This is a genomic window from Algoriphagus kandeliae, assembly GCF_004571135.1.
GTDB lineage: Bacteria > Bacteroidota > Bacteroidia > Cytophagales > Cyclobacteriaceae > Algoriphagus > Algoriphagus kandeliae.
Map to the genome: position 1 here is coordinate 107,540 of NZ_SPSB01000002.1, position 22,980 is coordinate 130,519.

The 22,980-nt window shown below is 41.6% G+C and carries 21 protein-coding genes; 5 read left to right on the forward strand and 16 right to left on the reverse strand.

Annotated elements, in window-relative coordinates; all coding sequences use genetic code 11:
- Positions 1–2 precede the first annotated feature (2 nt).
- Complete coding sequence (locus E4S40_RS05000) at positions 3–725, forward strand: LytR/AlgR family response regulator transcription factor (protein ID WP_135071810.1); 723 nt, start codon at positions 3–5, stop codon at positions 723–725.
- Here the strand turns inward: E4S40_RS05000 and E4S40_RS05005 are convergent.
- From E4S40_RS05005 to hflX, 16 genes are all read right to left on the reverse strand, one after another.
- Positions 717–1,901 carry a glycosyltransferase family 2 protein gene (locus E4S40_RS05005; RefSeq protein WP_135071812.1) on the reverse strand — a complete coding sequence of 395 codons (1,185 nt, stop codon included), beginning with the start codon at positions 1,899–1,901 and terminating at the stop codon, positions 717–719. The genes E4S40_RS05000 and E4S40_RS05005 overlap by 9 nt on opposite strands.
- An 87-nt stretch (positions 1,902–1,988) precedes the next feature.
- On the reverse strand, positions 1,989–2,876 hold the full coding sequence (locus E4S40_RS05010; protein ID WP_161971774.1) for a glycosyltransferase family 2 protein: 888 nt from the start codon (positions 2,874–2,876) through the stop codon (positions 1,989–1,991).
- The gene (locus tag E4S40_RS05015) at positions 2,876–3,679 is read right to left on the reverse strand and encodes a class I SAM-dependent methyltransferase (protein ID WP_135071816.1); all 804 of its coding nucleotides are present in this window, start codon (positions 3,677–3,679) and stop codon (positions 2,876–2,878) included. Before E4S40_RS05015 ends, E4S40_RS05010 begins: the two co-directional genes overlap by 1 nt.
- On the reverse strand, positions 3,660–4,976 hold the full coding sequence (locus E4S40_RS05020) for an oligosaccharide flippase family protein (protein WP_135071818.1): 1,317 nt from the start codon (positions 4,974–4,976) through the stop codon (positions 3,660–3,662). Before E4S40_RS05020 ends, E4S40_RS05015 begins: the two co-directional genes overlap by 20 nt.
- Position 4,977: 1 nt before the next feature.
- Positions 4,978–6,123, reverse strand: coding sequence for a glycosyltransferase family 4 protein (locus tag E4S40_RS05025; RefSeq protein WP_135071820.1), 1,146 nt, complete (start codon positions 6,121–6,123; stop codon positions 4,978–4,980).
- Between the two features lie 88 nt (positions 6,124–6,211).
- Positions 6,212–6,352, reverse strand: coding sequence for a hypothetical protein (locus E4S40_RS17070; RefSeq protein ID WP_161971775.1), 141 nt, complete (start codon positions 6,350–6,352; stop codon positions 6,212–6,214).
- Positions 6,349–7,521, reverse strand: a complete 1,173-nt coding sequence (locus E4S40_RS05030) for a glycosyltransferase (protein ID WP_135071822.1) — start codon at positions 7,519–7,521, stop codon at positions 6,349–6,351. The genes E4S40_RS17070 and E4S40_RS05030 overlap by 4 nt, the downstream gene beginning before the upstream one ends.
- Positions 7,522–7,523: 2 nt before the next feature.
- Entirely contained in the window at positions 7,524–8,966 is a 1,443-nt protein-coding gene (locus E4S40_RS05035) for an O-antigen ligase family protein (protein ID WP_135071824.1), read from the reverse strand.
- Between the two features lie 118 nt (positions 8,967–9,084).
- Positions 9,085–10,203 carry a glycosyltransferase gene (locus E4S40_RS05040; RefSeq protein WP_135071826.1) on the reverse strand — a complete coding sequence of 373 codons (1,119 nt, stop codon included), beginning with the start codon at positions 10,201–10,203 and terminating at the stop codon, positions 9,085–9,087.
- 5 nt (positions 10,204–10,208) lie between these two features.
- Entirely contained in the window at positions 10,209–12,245 is a 2,037-nt protein-coding gene (locus tag E4S40_RS05045) for a GumC family protein (RefSeq protein ID WP_135071828.1), read from the reverse strand.
- A gap of 2 nt (positions 12,246–12,247) precedes the next feature.
- A complete protein-coding gene (locus E4S40_RS05050; protein ID WP_135071830.1) occupies positions 12,248–12,958 on the reverse strand; it encodes a TolC family protein in 711 nt (236 codons plus the stop codon).
- Positions 12,959–12,972: 14 nt separating this feature from the next.
- Positions 12,973–14,115: an acyltransferase family protein gene (locus tag E4S40_RS05055; protein WP_135071832.1), complete on the reverse strand. Its 1,143-nt coding sequence runs from the start codon at positions 14,113–14,115 to the stop codon at positions 12,973–12,975.
- A 3-nt stretch (positions 14,116–14,118) separates the two neighbouring features.
- Complete coding sequence (locus E4S40_RS05060) at positions 14,119–14,880, reverse strand: sugar transferase (RefSeq protein ID WP_135071834.1); 762 nt, start codon at positions 14,878–14,880, stop codon at positions 14,119–14,121.
- Between the two features lie 300 nt (positions 14,881–15,180).
- On the reverse strand, positions 15,181–17,202 hold the full coding sequence (locus E4S40_RS05065; RefSeq protein ID WP_135071836.1) for an LruC domain-containing protein: 2,022 nt from the start codon (positions 17,200–17,202) through the stop codon (positions 15,181–15,183).
- Positions 17,203–17,206: 4 nt separating this feature from the next.
- The gene (locus E4S40_RS05070) at positions 17,207–17,587 is read right to left on the reverse strand and encodes a response regulator transcription factor (protein ID WP_135071837.1); all 381 of its coding nucleotides are present in this window, start codon (positions 17,585–17,587) and stop codon (positions 17,207–17,209) included.
- Between the two features lie 125 nt (positions 17,588–17,712).
- A complete protein-coding gene (gene hflX / locus E4S40_RS05075; RefSeq protein WP_135071838.1) occupies positions 17,713–18,981 on the reverse strand; it encodes a GTPase HflX in 1,269 nt (422 codons plus the stop codon).
- A 174-nt stretch (positions 18,982–19,155) separates the two neighbouring features.
- Here hflX and rfbC point away from each other — a divergent pair, with 174 nt between their 5' ends.
- The 4 genes from rfbC (at position 19,156) to E4S40_RS05095 (ending at position 22,968) form a co-directional block, all read left to right on the forward strand.
- On the forward strand, positions 19,156–19,710 hold the full coding sequence (rfbC, locus tag E4S40_RS05080) for a dTDP-4-dehydrorhamnose 3,5-epimerase (RefSeq protein WP_135071839.1): 555 nt from the start codon (positions 19,156–19,158) through the stop codon (positions 19,708–19,710).
- A gap of 3 nt (positions 19,711–19,713) precedes the next feature.
- Positions 19,714–20,460 carry a tyrosine-protein phosphatase gene (locus tag E4S40_RS05085; RefSeq protein ID WP_135071840.1) on the forward strand — a complete coding sequence of 249 codons (747 nt, stop codon included), beginning with the start codon at positions 19,714–19,716 and terminating at the stop codon, positions 20,458–20,460.
- A 9-nt stretch (positions 20,461–20,469) separates the two neighbouring features.
- Positions 20,470–21,423, forward strand: a complete 954-nt coding sequence (locus tag E4S40_RS05090) for an NAD-dependent epimerase/dehydratase family protein (RefSeq protein WP_135071842.1) — start codon at positions 20,470–20,472, stop codon at positions 21,421–21,423.
- A 132-nt stretch (positions 21,424–21,555) separates the two neighbouring features.
- Positions 21,556–22,968 carry a tetratricopeptide repeat protein gene (locus tag E4S40_RS05095; protein WP_135071844.1) on the forward strand — a complete coding sequence of 471 codons (1,413 nt, stop codon included), beginning with the start codon at positions 21,556–21,558 and terminating at the stop codon, positions 22,966–22,968.
- Positions 22,969–22,980 lie beyond the last annotated feature (12 nt).

Below are 22,980 nucleotides of genomic sequence, written 5' to 3' on the forward strand. Positions count from 1 at the left end.
TTATGAAAATCTTAATTGTAGAAGACGATCCGATGATCGCACAGAGTGTTGAGGATATTATCAAAATGCTGGATCATGAGGTAGTAGGAGTAGCTGAAAGCGGAGATGCAGCCATTGCTATTTGCAATGAAAAAGATCCCGAACTGGCGCTACTTGACATTCAAATTGCTGGAGATATCGACGGGGTAGCACTGGCTGAGATTATCCGGGATCAATTTGATATTCCCTTTATTTTTACCACCGCATTTGCCGATAAATCCACCATCGAAAGAGCAAAAGAAATGGGTCCCTTCGGATATCTAGTCAAGCCCTATGGAATCAAAGAAGTCAATGCGGCTATTGAAATCGCCAAATCAGCTTTCGATCGACTGAAGAAAGCAGAGAAAGCCAATCAGAACATTTCAAAAATCATCGACAACAGTCTCTTTTTGAAAGTGGACAATAAACTGATCAAGGTAAAGATCGAAGACATTCTATACGTTGAAGCGAAAGGAGATTACGCCCTCTTTAAAACCAAGGCGAAGGGGTATATCGTCCATGCCACTATCAAGAAAATCGAAGAGAAACTAAGCGACTATAACTTCCAAAAGGTCCATCGCTCCTTCATCGTTAACTTAGCCAAGATCATCGATATCGAAGAATCCAACCTTTTGATCGAAGACAAGGTGATCCCTATTTCACGAGCAAACAAGGAAGCACTAATCAATAGGCTAAACTTACTTTAATTGGGGGGTAAGGCCAGTAGCTCGCTTGGCTTTTTCCCAAGTGACGGACTGCTTTCCTTTAGCAAATCGAAACCAGCCTTTGATCACACAGACATGCATGAAAACAAAGTAAAAGGGCAAATGCAACCATTTGTTCTTCGTTTTATGCTCTTGCATGATATACCCGATCCAAGCTAAACTATAAAACACTAGCTGAGCGATCAGTGAAAATGCGTAAAATCCACCCTGATTCCACAAAAACAAATTACTGAAGAGAGCCAAAATTAAAGCTGTAGGCATTAAAGTCCAGCGTATCACGCGATGGGAAAAATACTGAAAACTCAATCCGGGATGATTCCAAACTTTCCAAAGTTCAGGCAATCGTTGGATAGCTTGAATTCCACCTGCAGAAATTCTCACTTTCCGTTTTTCCTCCTCTGAGATGGACTCAGACCCATATTCCATTGCTTTGGCATCGGACTGGTAATCTACTCGGTATCCATGTGATGCCAAGCGTAGCGTCATTACAAAATCCTCGATAATGGTATCCTCTTCCATCTTTTGGTAAAGGTGCGTCCGCAATGCGACCAATTCCCCAGCCGACCCCACCAAACTATTCCATTTGGCATCCATTTTTTTCAGGTAGGATTCGTATCTCCAATAGGCTCCTTCACCGGAAGAACTAGCTCCATCTGCTGCTTTGGATTGGACTATCTTCTCTCCGGAAACTGCTGCCACGAGATTGGACTGAAACGGCTCTACTAATAACCGAATTGCTTCTGCATTGAGCATCACATTCGCATCCGAGAAAACTGTAATCTGGGAATCGATAAAAGGCATAATTCGGTTGATAGCAGCGATTTTACCTTTTCGTGCAGGAGAATGTGAATAATTGACTTGGGGGTGATACTGTTCCAAAAGCGCTACGGAATCATCCGAACTTCCATCTGTGACGAATAGAATATTCAACTTGTCTTTCGGATAGTCCAAATTCAAGCAATTTTCCACTTTTTGGCTTAAAATATCCTCTTCATTGTAGGCAGCAACCACAAGCGTCACAGTTGGCAAATCCTCGGTAGAAAGCTTTGCATATTTGGTCCCTCTGCCTTTCAGTTTGGCAAGCAAAGAAATGATAACTCCATAGCCGATAAAGGTATAGAAGACGATTCCTATTGATATCCAGAAAAGTAGTTCCATGTTTTTTTATTTTGAAATTACGTCATTCGGATCTGTTGAAATCATTCATTCGATTACTAGCTGCATAGCTTCGATCAATGACAGAAATCAACGAGGAATGGAAAAGGAAACAGGATCAGTATAGCCTGTTTTTTGATAAAAGAGCGCATCTAAAACTCCCTTGCGAAATGCTTTGGCGTGGGCTCTGGAAAGAGAAAATATGTTTTTAGGAAAGCTGACCAAGAGAAAGAAAAGAAGGAATGCAGGATAAAACCCGGCATTTCTCCGCATAAAATAAATCCGGTTTCGAGTTTGATAGTATACCTTCAAGGGGCTGTTTTTCCCAGTGCTGATAGACTCCTTATGAAGAATGGAAACTTGCTGAGAAACCAGAATTTTCAATCCCAAATCCCTCAATCGCTGCGACCAATCCAATTCCTCATAGTAGAGAAAATAGTCTTCAGGCATGTCTCCCATCTGAGCAATGGTGTCCCTTGAAATCATCACAGCTGCCCCATGAAAATAGTGGCTTTGCTTCCAGGATTGATTTGTTAGGAATTGATCCAGTTTATTTCTGCCCGTCAAAGGATGGATAGGTGTAAATCCTGCAAATTGAATTTTCTCGGGATTTTCTGCATAGCGGATAATAGGACAGACTGCCCCTGTGCCAGGAAAACTGAATCCTTCAAGCAAGGTTTCAATGACTCCTTCTCCCAATTCTGTATCGTTATTAAGGAAAAAGAAGAATTCACCTGAGGCATATTTCATCCCAAGGTTATTTGCTCCGGCAAATCCTAAGTTTTGAGAAGAATTGATTACTTGGACATTAGGGAGAAATTCCCTGTAGAATAAAGAATTATCCCCAGATTGCTCATTGTCCACTATTATAACCTCTAGGTTGGAGTAGCCACAGGCCTGAATACTTCGAAGAAGATCCGCAGTTACTTCTTTTTGGTGATAATTGACCGTGATGATACTTACTTTTGGAGCTTCCATCATTCAGGCTTTTTACCAATGACTTGAATGGCATTCCCCCAGGTATTTTGATGGAAAACCCTATCTAATTTGACCAAACCTTTGGCGAAAGGAAGGCTAAGTAATTGCCCTAAAAATCCTGCCTTTTTTCCTAGGTATGCCAACTCCCATCCCATCCTAGACAGCCATCCGTCAGAATAGGAAGCATGAACCACTTCAAATCCTTCTTTTTCAAATCGGTTTTTTAACCCCTGAAGTTCATAGACTTGTCCTATATGCTCTTCTTCCAACCAATCTTGATGCTCCTCAAACCAAGACTCTGGAAATATGGTTTTTTGATCCCTATTGGGGATTTTCACCAAAAAATACCCTCCAGGCTTCAGTCTATCATAGACTTCTTGAAAAGGCATCTGATCTTCTCCAATATGCTCAAATACATCAATAGAGAAAGCAAAGTCCAATTCAGGTAAATACACATTTTTAAGGTGATCTGCATAGGTCCTAATATTGGAAGTTAGGCTTTTTCGAATCGCCTGACGTAGAATGTAGATTCGCTCCGGATCAATATCCAAAGCATGAATCTGACCGGAAGGCAGGGCTTTGGAAAGTGAAAAGGCATATTCCCCGTATCCCGTTCCCAAATCAAGGATTTGAGCATTTTTAGGCATTGGAACTTGATCTACCAGTTTTTTGAATACCGTAAAGCGGGCATAGTTGCCGAGATTCGTATACCCAAAGATTTTGAAAAAAGCCTTGGAGAGTTTAGGAAACTTCACCATTCGCTCCGAGGTATAAATTTGTGCTTCACCGAAAGTTAAATTCATGACTTTTCTTGTTTAAGTGATTAATAATTGACTGGGATAGCAATTTGACCCGCTGCCCAAATCCCAAGATTGGGAGGTAATTTTTTAATCGAATTTGACCGATCGCAATGGTCAGTACTACACTACTCCCAGTGGCAACAACCGCCCCCAACAATCCCCAAAGCGGGATTAATGTGGCATTCAAAACCACATTGATTACAAGGCTTAAGGCAAGCATTTGAAAGTTGACATCTGGCTTTCCAGCTGCATCCAAAGACATCCCAAACACCCTACCCCAAGGTTTGGCAAAGGAGGAGATCACCAGAATCGTTACTAACGAAACTGCTTCACTATAGCTGGCCGAACTGATCCAAGTGATGCAAGTTTCAGTAAACAGTAACACCATTAAACCTCCTGGAAGTAACAGTACAAATAAGAGCAGAATCGAGCGGGAATATTCCAAATTCAGATGAATGGATTGATTGCTTCGACTAGCTGTAGCGATTCGAGGATAAATCCAAGGGCTTATCGCAGTAAGTGGCAATTCTACATACTGCAATACTTTACCAGCTACCAGAAAAAGTGCAACTTCTTCTGATCCCAGAAAATAGGCAATCATCAGCAAATCAGCCTTTTGGAAAAGCAAGGATAAGGCATTGGTTCCTGCTACATGCTTTCCAAATTGAAGCAAACTACCCACCCAGAACCTGTTAGGAAGCTGAATACGAATCCAATTTTTCTCCCAAAAACTCCAGGCCAAAACCAAAACAGCTGCTCCACTTTGGAGAAGAATTAAAGAAACCAAATTGACATTATTAGACAACATCAGCCCCCCCATGCCTAAGGAGGAAACGAGTAAATAAGTCGCCGTGACACTGAAATAAGTTTTGCTTTTATTTTTTGCGAAAAGCAGGTTAAAAAAGGTCTGCAAAGAACCTAGGCCCAATAAACTAAGAATAGAATAAGGCATCAGGATTTCTAGGGTGGGCATTTCAAAAAATGTAGCCAAAGGTCCGGAAAGCAATAAAAGAAAGGGATAAATCAGTACTATAAAGGCAAAATGAATAAGTATCCCAGAACCTACTATCGTTCCCTCCTCTTTGGGCTCTTGAAGCAAAAACCTAGTCAGCCCATTGTGGATAAAACCCTGACGAATACCATCGATCAGCGCAATCAGCATTTGATACATTCCCCAAGCAGCAAAGGATTCAGCGTTGAGGTTCTTTGCGGCAAGCATAAAAAAAAGCATGTTGCTCAGAAGGAAAAACACCTGTCCTCCCATTGCACCTGCTAATTGTTTGATAAGGGAAGCCCTCATGTTATCCTGCTATTTTATAGTAACAGTCCTCCGTTTGGGAAGCTATTTTTTCCCAAGTGTAATTTTCAAGGACATTTTCCCGACCAAATTCACCCATCTTTCTGGCTAGAAGGGGGTTGTTTTTTAGAAAAGCCATGGCAGAAACAAAGCTCTCGGGACTCTTTGGGTCGCAGAGGAATCCATTTTTGCCTTGAGAAATACTCTCTCGAATAGCAGATAAATCCGATGCGACTACCGGAATTCCAGCCAAATTAGCCTCCAACAAAACGATGCCTTGGGATTCATAAACGGAGGGAAGTAACAAACCTCGATAATAAGGCAACAAGTACTTGATCACGTCATTGTCACGCTCTCCAAACATTCGGACTTGGGCTTGTAGCTCAAGGCTCTGGATTTTGGATTGAATTTCCTTTTCCTGAGGACCGGACCCGATGATATCCAAATAAATTTTTTCCTCACTCTTTGCGATTTCCTCAAGAATAGGCATCAAGCCTTTCACAGGGTGCAATCTTCCTACAAATACAAAACGATCGACCGTTTGATCTGAGGAAGTCAAAACTGTTTCTAGACCATTTATCCCATTTGGAATTACTTCAATAAGGGGATTCCCAGAAACACCTGAAATTTTATTTTTCAAATCTTCACTTACAGCGATGGACAAAGCGGCAGTATTTACCATCTTTCGCTCCCAGTGCTGCACCACATTGGCATGGGTCCAAGCATTGAAGTTTTTGCCGGATTGGGCTTCCAAAGAAGTAAGTCCATGAAGGGTCTGGACAAGTTTATTTTTTATCTCCTCAATCTGATAAAGCAGGTAACCACTTCTCCCTTGTGCATGGATGATTTCGTACCTGGAATGGTTTTTCTTCACCCAGTTTTTTGCGGCAAAATTGAAGGCCCATTCTTCTGCTAAGTAAGATATCAGTGGAAGATACCTCCCTGGAAAAAATGGGATTTCCCTAATTTCGATTTCGTCTTTGATTTCCTTTTGGGAAGACTTCAGAAATGCACCACCCGTCAAAATCGTTACATGGTGACCTTTTTCATGAAGGGCCCTTGCCAAGTCCCAAGTATGAGTTTGGATCCCTCCTTTGAACTTCCAAGGAAGCGACTTTATGATGAGTAAGATGGATAGCGACTTTTTCATAGCTCTATTTTTATCAAATGTAGACCCCTTGAATGAGGAAAATTTGAGCTTTCGATGAATGTGTTGATCTCTTCGATCAATGAGAAGTCTATTTCGATGACTTTTGCTTCTTCTTTTTCTTCTTGGGGCTAATAGACTGAAGCTCACGCTTTCCTTGTTGAATTCCCCAAATCAAAAAGAGCATAGCTACCGGTAATACCAGCGGCCAAGGCATTCCTTGAACGATCATGATTCAGTAGATTGGTGAGCGGTGTGAAGAAACTGCGTCTTGGATTTTTTCATCCAAGTTAGGGCCTTGAAAGCCGCTAAGAACAATCCGGGTAGTGAAAGTAGGATGGTTTTCCAATGCCGAGTCCAAAGAGAACTTGGGAGAACCAGCAAGTACGAAACAGTCAAGGCTAGGAAAGCAAAAAGAAATATTCCGGTAAGGAATTGACTCCCTATTAAACCAGAAAGCATTATTCCTACAGCAATTCCTACTGGTGCCAAGGCTCTAGGCGGCAAGGCAAGTTGGATGCTCTTATGGAAATAATCGACATTTCCTGAAAAAAGCCCCAATACTGCTGGTCGAATAGACTTTTTGAAGAATGTGTATTGACTTTCAAGCCATCTTCCTCTTTGCTTGGCAAAAGCGGAATGAGTTCTTACTTTTTCATCCCAAACCTGAATCTCTGGAGCATAGTGGATATACTCGCCTCGCGAAGTTAGCCATAGCTCCATCTCCTTGTCAAAACCCCCTACAGCTTGGAGTTGAGGCATCACTTCCTGTGCTAATTCAAAATCAAGAACCATGGCTGAACCAGTCAATTTGCTCGATAGGCCCAATTTGTTGGCTCCTTTGCAAAGCAGCTCCTGATTGGCTTTTTCAGACAATGCATCCAATAGCTCGATCGGCCTGCCTGTGTTAGTCGCTAATCGTTCTCCCTGAATCACTCGAAAGCCCCGCGAAGCATTCTTTTCAGCTTCAAGGACGAAATTTGAGTCCATGATATTATCTGCATCCAAAATAACCAGCAAATCAAACCCTCGATTCGATAGGGAGGAAGCTAGAGCTGCATTCAGCGCTTTTACTTTGGTGCTTTTTTCAAAAGCTACCGGAATAACCTCAGCACCCATTTCTTCAAGTTGGACAATTGTTTCTTTCTTTAACTGATCTGCGATGACCGCCAAAGTCCAGTGTGGATGGTCTTGGAGTACCTTGAGATTTTGTGAAACAGAATAAAGAATTACAGCATCTTCTCGATAGGCAGGAACTAGAACCCATGATTTTTTTTGATCAACTACCGCTTGCAGATGGTTTCGATAAGTCTTCGACGCCAATGCCAAGATCAGTTGATAGAGGGAAGCCATACCAAAATAGATGGCAGGAATTAGAAGGATGAGTATTAACCAGTTCATAATTATTTTTTTTCTTCAGGCCAATGTGGAATAAGAAATAGGAAAGGAATTGCCAGATTCATGATCATGCCTGTAGGCATCTGGCCAAAAACCTGATTGCCGTAGCTGGAGAAAATCACCCCAACAATCGAGGCATATAAGGCCATGGCGTAGGACTTCTTTTTGGGAGAGGTCAGTCCCATACAGACTGCTCCACCCTTGCCTATGACATATCCCAGGAAACTTATATGGATAAGCAGACCGAAAAATCCTGTTTCAGCCCATATTTTGACAAACCAGGAATCGGTAGCAGTATTGGCCATTAGGGAATCCGGATTGAATCGAGCTCCCCAAAAACCCGCAGTCCCAACCCCTCCACCGAAGGGCTTGTCGGCTAGGTATTTTCCAAAGGTGATCTGATTTTCAAGTCTAACTTCCAAAGACCGATTATTGGGGTCAAGTGCTGTTCGCATTCTCCGTACTTGCTCTACTCCTTGAAAAAGAAAGGTGTATTTGAGTATGACAAATACCAGTATCATGGCAGAAAAGCCGACACCTAAAACTTTGAAATTTTTGGTCGTAATGAGGTAGGCTATTCCTCCAAAAAGTGGCACTGCCAAAGCCCCTCTCGTACCGGAAATAGCGAATCCCAGGAAGAACACTATGGCAAGAATTCCAAACAGAATTCTTTTGAAAGTAGGCAGGGGGCTTACTGCCAAAATTCCCGTCAATAGGGCCATCATGGCTTGAGAAGCACCAAATTGCCCTGCGTCACTGTAAAATGAAAAGACCCGAAGTACTCCGTGAAGGACATGCTCCTCGTGATGATTTTCATCCCAAAGCCATCGGTATTCAGCGGCATCTACTCCTAGGAGTTGTTGCTTAAATCCCCAAGCTGTCCCAGCCAAAGAGAGGATAATCAGAATATTCAGAAAAGTATAAAAGTGCTTCTCTTCCCTGAGAAAAAGATAGATCATGGGAACTGACAACATTTGATAAAACCCAATCCCGCGCATGGCATAAAACCAGGCTACTAGACCATTCCCATGAGGGTTTAAAATTTCAAAAATTAAATAACCCATCCAGACCAAAGAAAAAATGGTAATATCATTTTTGGTCCTTTTCCAATCGATCTTTATAGATGAGTTGATCAAGGAAAAAAGTAAAGAAAGGAAAAGGAAAATATCGATAGTCAAACCCCATGGTGCAACTATGTAGCGGCTCAACCCGGATATCAAAAAACCCATGATTAGACTAAGCCAAATGCCGGCTTTCGGGTCAATCCACAAGTAGGACAATAGTCCGATTACAAAGGGCAATCCCAATAAAAGAAACCCTGCCATCAGCCCTACCTTCACAATCATTACTGCCGCCAATAAGCCAAATCCTACCAAGAATAAAATCCCCAGTCCGCTTTCTAACTTGATAGCGCCTGTTTTGATTCTATTTGTCTGTGAATAGCTCATTGCCTTAATTTTGGTCAAAGCTACCCATCCCACAGTCGGTAATTTCTTATTAACGATTAGTGACTGAATGTCTTCGACCAATGGCAGAAAAATGCCGATTAATGAAAAAGCCTCCCGATTAGGAGGCTAAGGCTTGCAAAAACTCTTGGGATCTTGCTTCCCAACTATTCTTCGAAGCGAAGTCAATGCGTTTGTTAATTTTTAGGCGATTGTCGGCCCGTTTTTCCCGATGGATGCCTTTGATAAAACCTTCCTCATCTTTGGCAATCCGGACAATTCCCTTGAAATCACTCAGATTTGCAAAATCGGTAGTGACTACTGGCTTTCCTAAAGCCAAATACTCATTGATCTTAAGCGGATAAATGGATTGGGTGAAGGGTGTCTTGAGAAAAGGAATTAAACAGACACTCCAATCGCGAACAAAATCCTTGATCTGATCTTGTGGGCAACTCCCTAAGAAAATCACATTTTGGGGTAGGCTAGATTGGATTTTTACCGGCCCAAGTATTTCCACCAAATAATCCGGATACTCAAGCGCCACTTTTTCAAGAAGATCCAAATCTATTCGCTGATCAAATGCTCCAACATATCCCAGTTTCTTTTTGGCTTTATGAATTGGATCAGACGTAAACAAACTTAGATTAACCCCATTTTTTACACAGGAAACATGCGAGTGAAGTGGATCAAACTTTTTCTTTAATCCCTCCGAACTGACAATAACCTTATCTACCGTTGCTATGAATTTTTCCTCATAAACTTTTCCCCATTTTCCAGCCCAAGGAGTGGATGACATTTCATCATAGGCGTAGTAAGAAACAGGAAGCCCTTTCCATAATTTTCTGGTGTACCACCCAAATATCGGATTAAAAGCATTGACTACTTGGGTTTCTGAAGGATTTACTGTTTTCAAAATTTGCTTAATCGTACTTTTTATAAGCCTAGCATTGGCTTTCATTAGCGAGTCAAAAAGACTAGGCTGATTGATCCACTGGGTAGGAATCATAGGGGCTGAATTATATACCTCGATAGGTCCAAACTCGGTTTCTATTTTCCTAGCCTCGCTCTTGAGCAAATTCTGCCTCGGCGTATGTGGGTTCGAAAAATAATCCTTCCAGGTGTATGGATAATCCAGAAATATCACTCGATGCGTAGCCGCCATACGGGTAATCAGCTCTAGGGTAGACTTGACATAGGGCGTGTCCCAAGCCGGGAAACTATGAACAATGATCGTTTGCATAGGAATTAACTTAACAGGGATTTAACTTTGGCCCGTATCCAAGATCTTCGTCGAGGCACTTCACCAGTAATTTCTTCCATGATATCTGTGCGAACTCGATTCAAAAACAAGAGTGGTTTTTTGCCAATAAACTTTTTGAACACTTTTAGCGCATGCTGATCTGCCTCCGTCCACTTGCGATCTGCCCTCGCAATAAGAAGGAAGATCTCTCCTTCTTGTATTTCCAGATGAAAGGGGTGATGAAGCAAGGAAGGGATTTCTTTCAATTCGAATTGATCTTTGCATTGAGGGAAATAGGTCGCCAAATGCCTTTCCAAAGCTGAAATCAGACTACTTTTCCCTTCTCCAGGCTGTATACTTGAAAAAGTCACTCGTACCTTATCCCGATCCTGAGCCTGTATTCGGAGCTCTTGCACAAATAAATTGAGCGCTTGCTTAGAAAGCTGATCAAAATCCACCGGATGCTTCTCAAGATTTTTGGGGTATTGAGGAAGAATTCCCACCAATTTCAAGCCGGTCTGACTAGAGGCATTTTTTGGCGTTTTTAGGCTTCCATCTAAAATTTCCATAGTCACCACAAGTCCAGCTGGCAATACCAATCCCACCAGAAAAGACAGAATAACCATCATAGCCGCTTTGGATTTTTCAGGCTGAGCGGGGTAGTATGGAAAGTCAATTACCTTCAGATTGGTAGACATCATCATGTTATATTTGTGAAGTCTAGCCTGATTGTAGGAATGTAAATTTTCCAAATATTCGCGCTCTGCTACGTCAATTTCACTTTCCAGTCTTCGGAGAGTTGATCCAAGAGGAGCAAATCGATCATAAATCTGATCATATTCTTTCATCCTGTTATCAATCACCTGAATCTGAGCAGTAGCCTCTTCATAAGTAATGAGCGAATTAAGCCACTGAGTCAGAATATTGGTAGTGGGAACTCCGTCTGTGGTGTGATTATAGTCCACCACCCCGGCCGTATTGCTCATCATTTCGGCCTTCAGGGAATTGATCTTTTGCTCGAGTTCTTCTTTAAGCACAACCGTTTGAAAATCCTCCTGCCCTCCATCTAGGAGAGAAAGCTCCATTAATGCAAAGTTGTAATCGGCAATTTGACCCTGGCTTTTGGAGATCTCATTTTGTAGCCTCGCCAGCGTTTGTTTATCCGAAATTTCACTTTCCATCCGATTCAGTGAAGACTGGGCTGCCGCCTGAATTTGAAGTTGCTCTTGATATTTTTTATCCAATTCCTCCCTGTTTCCGGCGATGAAACGGGTTTGCTCATAGTAGTTGATGATTTGATTTTTCACCCGGAAGCTCAGCAATTCATCTTCTGCATTTTTTAAGCGGTCCAAGGTCTTTTGAGTAGCTTCCTCAAAAAACTGAATTACCGTATCAGATTGTCCTTCTTTGATATTCTTTTGCTTATTTATAAAAATCTCCGTCAACAGTTCCAGCGTCCGCTTACTCAAGAAAGGATCGATGGAAGTGTATTCCATTCGGATCATATCCGAGCTTCCTTCTCGGAAAACCTTGATTGTTTCCAATTGCTCTACGCCTATCAAAGGATTTTTGGAATAAGTAAGTTTATAGACCTCATTATCCTTGTCATTATCCCGAATAGCTTTGATAGATTCAAATAGCTCCTCAACTGTCCTTCCCTTGATCCCTGATTTGTCCACGCTTTCCAGCAAGGCTTCAAGCTCAGAATCATTATCTTCCAAAAGAGTCGCTTCATTGTTTTTTGCCTGAAAAACCAATTCTGCGAAAAGCCTGGCAGATAGTTCTCGATTTGTCTCGAGCGAGGTGGCCAAATTGATCAGGTTATCAATTTCATTATTAGTATAGGCATAGTCGATCCGATTACCCTTACTGCTCTCAATGTTATATCCAGAAATCAGACCGGTATTGAGTAGAGTATGACTCTTATACTCCTTTTTGTTTTGTAAAGAAAAGTATGCTACCGTGACAGCTAAGAATAAAGCAGATCCTAAAAGATATGGTGCGAAGCGGACTAAAAGCCGCACAAGTTGTACAAAGGTCATGATTATTTCAAAATAGGTGCTCCAACAATTTGCTCTAAAGTCTGCAAGTAAAACCAGGCGTCTCTTTTGGTCTTTTCCAGTTCGATTTTGGCGGTATTTAGAATATCCAATGCCATTCTGTACTCCGCCATAGTCGCTGTACCATTTTTGAAATGCTGTTCAGTAATCAACACCGCCGACTCGTCTGCCTCCACTTTTTTAGCTTGCAAGCGGATCGTTCCAATACTTTTCAATAATTCATTGTACCGTTTGATTACCTCCTGTTCAATGGTCTGTTCCAAATCCAATTTTTGATACTCGATCTCCTCAATAGCCAATTCTTGGATTTTGATCAGGTTTTTTCGAGTGGTTATTTCTGAAAGGGGTAATCTCAAAGAAGCTCCCACAAAATAGGTGGAGGAGGTATTGGTACGGAAGACCGTGCTGATATCCTGAGGCGTGCTGAGTCGATCCGCTACTACTACATTTCCATAATTGTATCCTCCAGTCAGCGCAATGTGCTGGGTCCAACCTTTCTTAGCGATCTTGATCTCTTCCTGTCGTTGCTCCTGCCCTTTGGAAAGGCGTGAAATCAAGGGGGCATTCGATATTGCTGTTTCGATCAAAACCCCTAAAGGAAGGAGTTTTTCTTCTGTCAAAGAGGTGTTAACTTCTTGGCCAAAAACCCAATAAGGCAAAAGGAAAATTAAAATCAGACTCCATTTTTTCATCATTCTGTGATTTGAGCTTACTCAGAGATTGCAGCAGAAGCTTCAGCAAAATGAGCTTTTGGTTTTGCTTTGGCCTTCACCATGAAAGGCTGTTCAATCCATCTGTAAGCGATTACACCACAAAGAAAAATCAAAGGGAGGGCGATTATCAGACTTATCGATAACTGACCGATATAGTCAGACCAATGACCGAATTTGCCGATGAACAGGTAAAAGCCTTCAAGTAAGGGTAGATGTGTCAGGTATAGACTGTAACACATTCCCCCGATGATTACTACCCAGGTGTAGGATAGAAACTTGGGAAGTATTCTTCCATAAAAAGCCGAAAAGAAAACACCTAACAGACCTAATTCAAATACAATGGATTTCCAAAGCTCTTCGGTCCAGGTATATGCAAGGATCAAAACCAATCCCGGAAAAAATAAATCCCAAACAATTGATTTGGTTTTAATTACAGGTCGAGTATAGAAGTCAGCAGCTAGCATTCCTACAAGGAAATGGGGGAGCTGTCCCAGCAAGGTTGCTTTATACGGCATCAAGTGCCAACCCATTCCATGTTGGAAAAGCAGAAAAGAAAAAATCAGATATGCAAGTCCCCACCTTCGGGCAAAGGTGTTTCTGATACTGAAATAGAACTTAGCTAAGAATGGGGCAATAAGGTAATACTGTATTTCTACTTCCAAGGACCAGGCCACCGGGTTTATGATAGAGTATTCCCCATAAATAAATTGATGGGTATAGGTAATACTCGCTAAGAAATGTCCCAATAACTCTTTTCCCGGATAATCCCCTTTCACCAACAAAATGATGGCAAAAATGCTCATCCATAAGAGGTAAGGAGGCTCGATACGGATCAATCGCCTCTTGATATAGCCCCCGTAAGATTCTTGTTTTCGATTTTGCGCAAAAGGAAGGCTAAGGATGAATCCACTAATAGCAAAAAATAAAAATACCCCGATCGTCCCTCTGGAAATAAGGAAAGAAAGCATTTCCTCTATAGCAGACAACGGCCCTACGTCTCCGTATTTGAAAAGTCTTTCATTGGCATGCTGAAGAATAACCGGCACTATGGCCAAAAACCTTAATCCATCCAGCACGGGAAGGAATTTTCCGGAATGGGGCTTCCGAATGAGTTTATTGCTAAGTGATGAAAAGAACATGGCTTAAACGTTTTCGTGTTGGAATGCTGCAAGAGGTGTTTTGAGCAAAATTTTCAGATCCAACCAGAAATTGTGCTTCTGCGCATACTCTATATCCAACTGGCAGCGGGAATCTTTACCTATGGTATTCTTTCCTCGCTCAGTCACCTGCCAGAGTCCTGTTAGACCAGCAGGCCCTAAAAATCGTCCTATTGCCTCATCAGAAGTGAGCTGTTCGGCTTCATATAAAGGAAGCGGTCGATTCCCCACTAACGACATATCCCCTTTTAGAATATTGAATAGCTGCGGCAATTCATCAATACTACTATTTCGGATAATCCGTCCGATTCTGGTGATTCGAGGGTCATTTTTTAGCTTCACAAAAGCCCCCTGAGAAGACTGATTTTTGGTAGATTCATAGACCATCTCCGGAATTAACCCTTCCGAACCTACGCGTAGGTTTTCTTTTCCTGCATGGAGAATTCTCTCTCGATCAAATGGAATGATGTCCTGGGAATTTTCCTCATTTTGCTGGTAGGCATTGAGATGTTTGAGCTGATCCAATAATTGATCAGCATCAGTCCGCATGGATCTAAATTTGTAAAATTTAAAAATCCGGTAATTCATCCCTACCCGATAGGAATAATAAAAGACTGGTCCTTTTGACTCCAATTTGATAAGAATAGCAACCAGCAAGAATAGCGGGCTCAGCAATATCAAAAGTAGGGAGGACACTATGATGTCAAATACTCTTTTAGCTAAAGGAATTTGTACTGTTGTTTTCATGTGATTATCGTAAAATTTTTAGGCTCGGATTGCTCGAGAATTCTTTTCCTTACAGGACTTGAACTTTCGAATTCTTGAATGATTTACTGATTATTTAATGGGTTAAAATTACTTCACTCCTTTCTCGAAAACCGCCTAATACGGTGAATGGAGGCCCTTTTCCGACGAATGGTGAATTTTATTCGATAAAAAAATTCTCATGGACTTCCCCTTTTTTATTTGCAAAAAAAAAAGAATCAGCATTCTCTTCCCTTTCAAGAAGATCTGCTGATTCTTTCAAAAAGCTAGGTTTAGCTTGATCTATTTTAAATAGAGCTTTTCGATATTTCTATATCCAGATTGACCTCTATACCAGTCCATATAACTATATCCATTACTTTTTGCCCAAGTGTCAAACATCAAATGCGCACTTCGAACATCCTGTTTTTCCTTTGGGTAATCAAATGATTCCGGGAGATGAATTGCCCAGGGAAGAGCAGTTTTTGACTTATAGAAAGAATTGGCTAATCCAGGATTACTGGCGTCATCAGACTGGCCAAAATAACCAACATCTGCTAAATCAGTAGGACTATACCCTGGAAGATGAATTTCCCTTCCCCTAATTTGATTTACAATTAGAAAAGGATTATAAGGCGCATTTCCTAGCTCACTAAGTGTTTTTGGGCTCGTAAAGGATATTTCCAAGGTTAATTCCTTTTGGCTAACCTGAATATCCGTGTCTTTGGTATTGATAAATCCTGTGTGATTCATCAAAAAGTGCACATTATCCGCAACCACAATGACTGCCTTCGCTTGACTTGCCTCAGTTCCATTTGCATTTCTCTTGATGAAGTTGTCATTTACTAATATCCCAGAAACCGACGAAACTGCGCTAGAGGGAATATTTAATTGGAACCCAAATCCATTTCTAAATCCAGCTCCCGCTGCTCTAAATTTAAATTTTGGTTCTAGAGAAGTTACTTGATTGGAGCTATTCATGACTTGCTTGATTTGATAATCTACCACCAGATCATTAAAGTCATAATCGCCCATTTCAGGCCAATTGTCCTCAAATGCAAAGCTCCCAAATGAGGTAGAAGAGGGATAATAGTTATCATAAGCCTTAGAAGGGTCGTCAGGATATTCATCCAAAATATCATTGATACCATCTCCGTCCCGGTCCAAGGTCCCCGGTTTATCCACCAAACTTACATCTTGATTACTGATGGCCCTTACAGGATTACTCGATACAAAAAGAATTGCATCATTAAAATCCTGATCACATCCGCTATTGTCTCTTCGAACGTCCTCAAAACCAAGCAAAAACACCTTGTTTTCCTCATCCCAAAGCAACACATTGTGTTGTTTTAGGGCTGGAGAAGATTCAGGATTCAGATTTTTGTCTGCAAATACAGGATAGTAGTAATTGCTCACTTGACTCCCATTCCAACCATTTGCAAATAATACCAATCCAATAGTAACACCTGCAGGAAACCTTCCGATATTTATCTTGTCTCCTGAGCGCAAAGCACCTCCACTTCCTACCATCGAGAGGTTTGGAAATAAAACTGTCACTTTCTCAATTTGGTCTATTGAGGTTGGAGGTTGATTGGTAGGATAGGTGTAAAATCCTATGGAATTTCTCCATCCTGCTCCCTCATGGACAAAAGTGATCCAAACGTCTGCCTCTTGGGTTACATCCAATGTAGTCTTTTTCCCTTCTGCCAGGTAGGTAGGATGATAGGTCGGTACAGGCTGGCTTTCTGGGAGTGAAGCATTGATGTAGTTCAAAAGTGTGGAAGAAATATAATCCCGCTGTGGCTCCAAATTAGCGGGGAGGCCTGAGGAATTATAAGATGCCGCATAAGCGAGAGGTAAAGCTACAGCCATTCGGGCATTGAGCCCTTCATCCACAAAGGCCTTGGGGTCTAGTTCATACGAAATTACTTCTGCAGGATTGCAAGCACCTTTGTAATTCAACGTTACGTTTCCCGCCTTTATCGGAACCAAAATACGATTGGGAATTCCAATGAAATGAGCTTCTATAATGACTTGATTCAGATAGCTAGGCAGCTTTTGCTTTGCCTTAAAATTCCCTAAACCATCAGTAAGCCCCTTCAGTAAAACGCTTCCAGATTCAGGGTTTATCAATTCAATTTTAATCCCTGCAAAAGGAAGATCTTGAGCATCTGAGAAATGGATGTCAATAAGGTTTTCACTTGTAGTATTGAAATCAAAAGTCCCGTATTCATTGACTCCTTCCTCAGCAGGAATAGGCTCAAAATCAGGCACCCGTACACAGGAAGCCAAGCCAACAAAAAGAAGTAATAATGACCGCTTCATTGGATTAGGCTACTGAGGAAAGAGTGCTCCCGAATGAGAATTGAGGCAAATGAGACTGAACACGAAGCTGAAGTTCAATCGGATTGAATGGTTTACTGATACAATCTTTGGCTCCACTCTGTAGGGCTTGGATTCGCTCCTGACTCTTGTCTTGGTCTGTCAAAACAATCATAGGGGTAGTTCGAATTGAACTATGAACGCCTAATTCTTGGATTTTTCTGGATGAAGAAAAATCGGCCAGAATAAGGTCAGGGGTATTTTCAGCAAGCCAGGTACTCGCCGCCTCCGGTGAGTCTACTGCATATACTTCGTAGTTTTTGCTGAGAAAGTTTATGAGGAAAAGCCGCATAAACTGATGCTTTTCGATAATTAGTACGGTTTTCATGACATCTTTTGGTTAAATGTTTCCCAAAAGTATCTTCAGCCATACTCTCAAAATCCTGAAAAAGGTAAGTATCTAAAATGTCTCGATAAGTGGACCTAATTCTTCGATGAATGGAATTAAAAAAATCACTTTTCAGAAGACTCACTTTCATCCCATACCACAACTTGATCCTCCAAATAATGAGGATAGATCTTTTGGTGGATCTTTTTCACCTCTTCGGTCAGCCGCTTACGAAATTCTTCCACATGTTCACCCGTTCCCGCTGCCATGAATACAGGTTCAATTCCAGTCTTTTTCTTATATGCTTCTGCCAACGCCTCGAAATCTTTGAAGTCAGCCTCTTCCCGCTCCATCTCAGACATCTCCATGATTTCAGCTTCTGAAGGCATAGTTTGTACCAGATCAATTTTATTAAAGACCAGCAAGACTGGCTTGTCTCCCGCATTAATTTCCCGAAGGGTCTGATTGACTACTGCAATATGATCTTCGAAACTTGGGTGAGAGATATCCACTACGTGCACTAGTAAATCTGCTTCCCGAATCTCGTCCAAGGTGGATTTGAAAGATTCGATCAAGTGAGTCGGTAATTTCCGGATAAACCCAACCGTATCTGAAAGAAGAAAAGGAATATGGTCCAAGACCACTTTTCGAACCGTGGCATCAACAGTCGCAAAAAGTTTATTCTCAGCCAGAATATCTGTTTTGGTAATCAAATTCATGAGGGTACTTTTCCCCACATTGGTATACCCCACCAAAGCTACCCGAACGATTCCTTTCCGGCCTTTTCGCTGGGTGACTCCTTGCTTTTCGATTTGCTTTAACTTGCCCTTGAGCAGGGAAATCTTATTTCGAATGTCCCGCTTATCGGTTTCAATTTCCTTTTCACCGGCACCACCCCGGGTGGACGTCCCCCCTCGCTGACGCTCCAAGTGAGTCCACATCCGAGTCAATCGAGGAAGCAGGTATTGATAGCGGGCTAATTCTACTTGGGTTTTAGCCTGGGCGGTTTGAGCTCTTTTCAGGAAAATATCCAAAATCAATAAGGAGCGATCATAGACTTTCACCTTCAACTCATTTTCGAGATTTTTCATCTGCGAAGGACTCAAGTCATCATCAAAAATGACCATATCCACTCCAAAGTGAGTAATATATGCTGCGACTTCCTCCAATTTTCCCTTTCCAATGAAAGTTCGGATATCAGGCTTTTCCATCCGCTGGGTAAACCGATAAACGGCTTTTACTCCAAGCGTCTCTGTCAAAAATGCCAACTCTTCCAAATGCTCTTCCACTTCCTGATCTGATTGATTTTGTCGAATCAAAGAGACCAAGACCGCCTTCTCTTGTTTGGGAGCCGTATCAATTAATTTTTTGAGTTTTCTAGAATATTTACTCATTCTTGTGTTTTCTATAGGTAAATAAGCAGATCTTAGGTCCTTTGGTTCACCTTCTTGGGCCGAGGAACTCACTAGGAAATCAGACTTTTGTGTGCAAAGGTCGTGATAATTCCATGAATTTGATTAGGATACTCTAGTTGGGAATATTTATTTTGACCGATCAATCCATTCATTATGCCAGAATTTCGAAAAAGTAAGCTTCAAGGTGTCATAGAAATTTATCCAAAAGTCTTTCGGGATGAAAGGGGTTATTTCTTCGAATCCTTTCGGCAGGACTGGTTTCAGGAGTTAGGTGTAGATGTTAATTGGAAACAGGACAATCAATCCTATTCCGTAAAGGGAACCATTCGTGGTTTACATTTTCAGCGACCTCCCTATGCTCAGGCCAAATTGGTTCGGGTCATTCAGGGAAAAGTCTTGGATGTAGTGGTGGATCTCCGCAAAGGTTCGGATACCTATGGCCAATCCCATTCTGTAGTTCTTGATGCAGACCAACACAACCTACTTTACGTGCCGGCTGGCTTTGCGCATGGATTCTCGGTATTGGAAGATGCCATTTTTTTATATAAGTGTTCTGAATACTATCACTTCCCAAGTGAAGGGGGGATCAGCTGGAATGATCCTGATCTTCGGATCGATTGGATGGTAGAAGACCCGATTATTTCCGAAAAAGACGAAAAATGGCCAACTTTAGCCACATTCACATCTGAAAGCGAAGGAGGATTCTAAGTCGTGGGACTACTCGATATTTTCAAGCGAAAACCTGTAGAAGTTGAGGACCTGGACCTGAATTGGTTGAAGGCAGATATGCATTCCCACCTAATCCCTGGGATAGACGATGGATCCAAGACCATGGAGGAGTCGATTGGGCTGATTCGGGAGATGGCGGAACTGGGACTTAAAAAACTGGTTACCACTCCTCATGTCATGTCCGAATACTACCGGAATACTCCCGAGATCATTCAAATGGGACTTGAAGACCTTCGAAAGGTTGTTGAAAAAGAGGGTATATCCATTGAAATTGAAGCTGCTGCCGAATATTACCTGGATGAAATTTTCCTCGAAAAGGTAAAATCGGGAGAACCCCTGCTAACATTTGGAGATAAATATATCCTGGTAGAAACCGGCTTTATCAATAAGCCTCAAATGTTGTTAGAGTCATTTTTTCAATTGGAAATGGCTGGATTTAAACCGGTTTTTGCTCATCCGGAACGTTATCAATATTTATTAGCTGACAAAAACCTTCAGCAGGAAATTCTCGACCGAGGAATTCTACTTCAGGTAAACATGCTTTCCCTAACTGGGTTTTATTCACGGCCGGTAAAGGATTTTGCCGAGTATCTTATCGATACGGGAAATGTCCGGTTTTTGGGTTCGGACTGCCACAATGCCCGCTACTTGGAAATGCTCAAATCCCTTTCTGCTACAAAATATTATCCTAAAATCAAGGATATGGATTGGTTGAATACCACACTTTGATCATTTTTCATGAATATTCTGATTACCGGAATCACAGGTCTTTTTGGAAGTTACCTAGCTGCAGAGTTTGCTTCGCTAGGGAAAATCATTGGTCTCCGAAGAGCCAATTCCTCCACTAGGCTTTTGGACCAAAAGAATCTTGAGATTACTTGGAGGGAAGCAGATTTAGGCGATCCAAGCCAACTTGAATCTGCCATGGAGGATGTGGATTTGGTTATTCATTCAGCGGGCATGGTTTCATTTTTCCCCTCCGATTCAGATCAACTCTACCAAACCAATGTTATTGGTACAAGGAATTTGGTAAATGCCATGCTGGATAAAGGCGTGAAAAAACTGATTCACATTTCCTCGGTAGCCGCTATCGGAAGATCAACTGAGCTCACGACGATCAATGAAAAATTCAAATGGACAGAATCTCCACTTAATACAGATTATGCGCGATCCAAATATGAAGGTGAATTAGAAGTCTGGCGGGGAGAGCAAGAAGGATTGGAGGTTTTGGTGATCAACCCATCGGTAATTTTAGGAAAAATCGCCGATGATCGAAGCAGTACCTCGATTTACAGTTATGTATTGGAGGAAAAATCCTACTACCCAAAAGGAGATATCAACTACATCGATGCTCGGGATGCGGCAAAAATTACCCGTCTTTTGTTTGAAAAAGAAGCTTGGGGAGAGCGCTTTATCCTAAATGCTGGGAGCATTTCCTACCAGGAATTTTTCAAGCAAATGGCTCAATCATTTGGTAAAAAAGCTCCTCAAAAACCTGTAACTCCTTTACTGCTGAATCTTGCAGTTTGGTATGCAGGATTCAGCCGATGGATAGGAGCATCCAAGATTCCATTGAATAGCAGTACAGCACGGATTTCACAATTATCTGTGAATTTTGACAATACCAAAGTCAAAAAAGCCCTTGGGTATGAGTTCCGCCCCCTCTTAGAAACATTTAACTGGGCTAAATAAACTTAATTTCCTTTTTGGCCGTTATCCATCACTGCCCTGAATAAGCCTTGATTTTTGACCAAAAAAATTCACATTTCAGTGTATTGAGTGACCAATTATTTTGGTAACTTATAAAAACCTTATGCGATACGAATGACCGGAGATCACGATCACGATTGGGAAAACGACAGAAAACTTGTCGAACGCTTCGAAAAATCCCTAAAATCAAACCTGGACTTATATTTTGACGAGGAAGAACTGGAAGACATCATCCGGTTTTATTTTGACCAACAGCGATTCATGAAAGCACTCAAAGCTTCCGAATTTGCACTGGAAAAATTCCCTTTCTCGATGGAAATCAAACTGCTCAAAGCCCAAAGTCTCATCTTTATGGATGAGGTTGAGGAAGGGCTTTCGCTCTTGGAAAACATCAACAATATTTCGCCAAATAATGAAGAGGTTGTTCTTGCTTTGGCGAATGCCCATATTATTGCCGGAAATCCTCAGGAAGGAATCGATTTATTGGAGCGATTTCTACCTCTAGCCGAAGACAAAGCAGAGGTCTTTTATTCCTTAGGAAATCTCTACCGCGCCAAAGGCGACAACAAAAAAGCAAGCGATTATTTCAAAGAAGCTGTCAAAATCCGAATCAACCACGAGGATGCACTTTTCCAATTGGCTATGATCACGGAAGAGGAAGGCTCTTTTGATGAAATCCTCCACTTTTATCAGGAATTTATCGATCAGGATCCTTATTCCGCAGGAGCTTGGTACAATCTGGGGGTCGTTTACAATCGACTTGGAAGATTTGAGGAAGCCATCAAAGCCTATGATTATGCGCTTCTGATTGATGATTCTTTTGCCTCAGCTTATTTCAATCTCGGAAATGCCCTGATGAATACCGGACAATACGAACAGGCGCGGGAAGCTTATCAAAACACCATCAACTGCGAGGGTGCAAATGCCGAAAACTGCTGCTATTTGGGAGCTGCTTATGAAAAACTTGGGCAGATTGATGAGGCTTTCAAGTATTTTAAGAAGTCCGCCAAACTGGATGAAGAATACGATGATGCTTGGTTTGGCTTGGGGATGTGTATGCTGAAAAAGGAAAAGTTTTTTGAAGCAATTCATTATTTCAAAAAAGCCCTCAACCTTAATAAAGAAAACCCAAATTACTGGGTGGGCCTTGCCGATGCGGAGTTTAACCTAGGGAATCTTCAGGCAAGTTCTGAAGCCTACGAAGAAGCCATCAATCTCGAACCAGGGATTATGGAAACCTATGTCAACCTTTCTTTGATTTATTTTGACCAAAATAGATTTGAAGAAGCTATCGATGTTATACGAGAGGGAATCGAGGAACTTCCGGAATCAGCTGAATTGTATTATCGCCTGGTCGTTTATCTGATTAAAATGGGTAAATACAAGGAAGCGTTTTCATATTTGGAAAATGCTTTAACTTTGGACTTTGACCGGCATACGATTTTGTATGAACTCATGCCTGAACTCAAGCAACAAAAGGCTATCTACAAACTCATTGCCCAGTATAAAGAAGACAACCCTAGCTAATCATTTTAAACT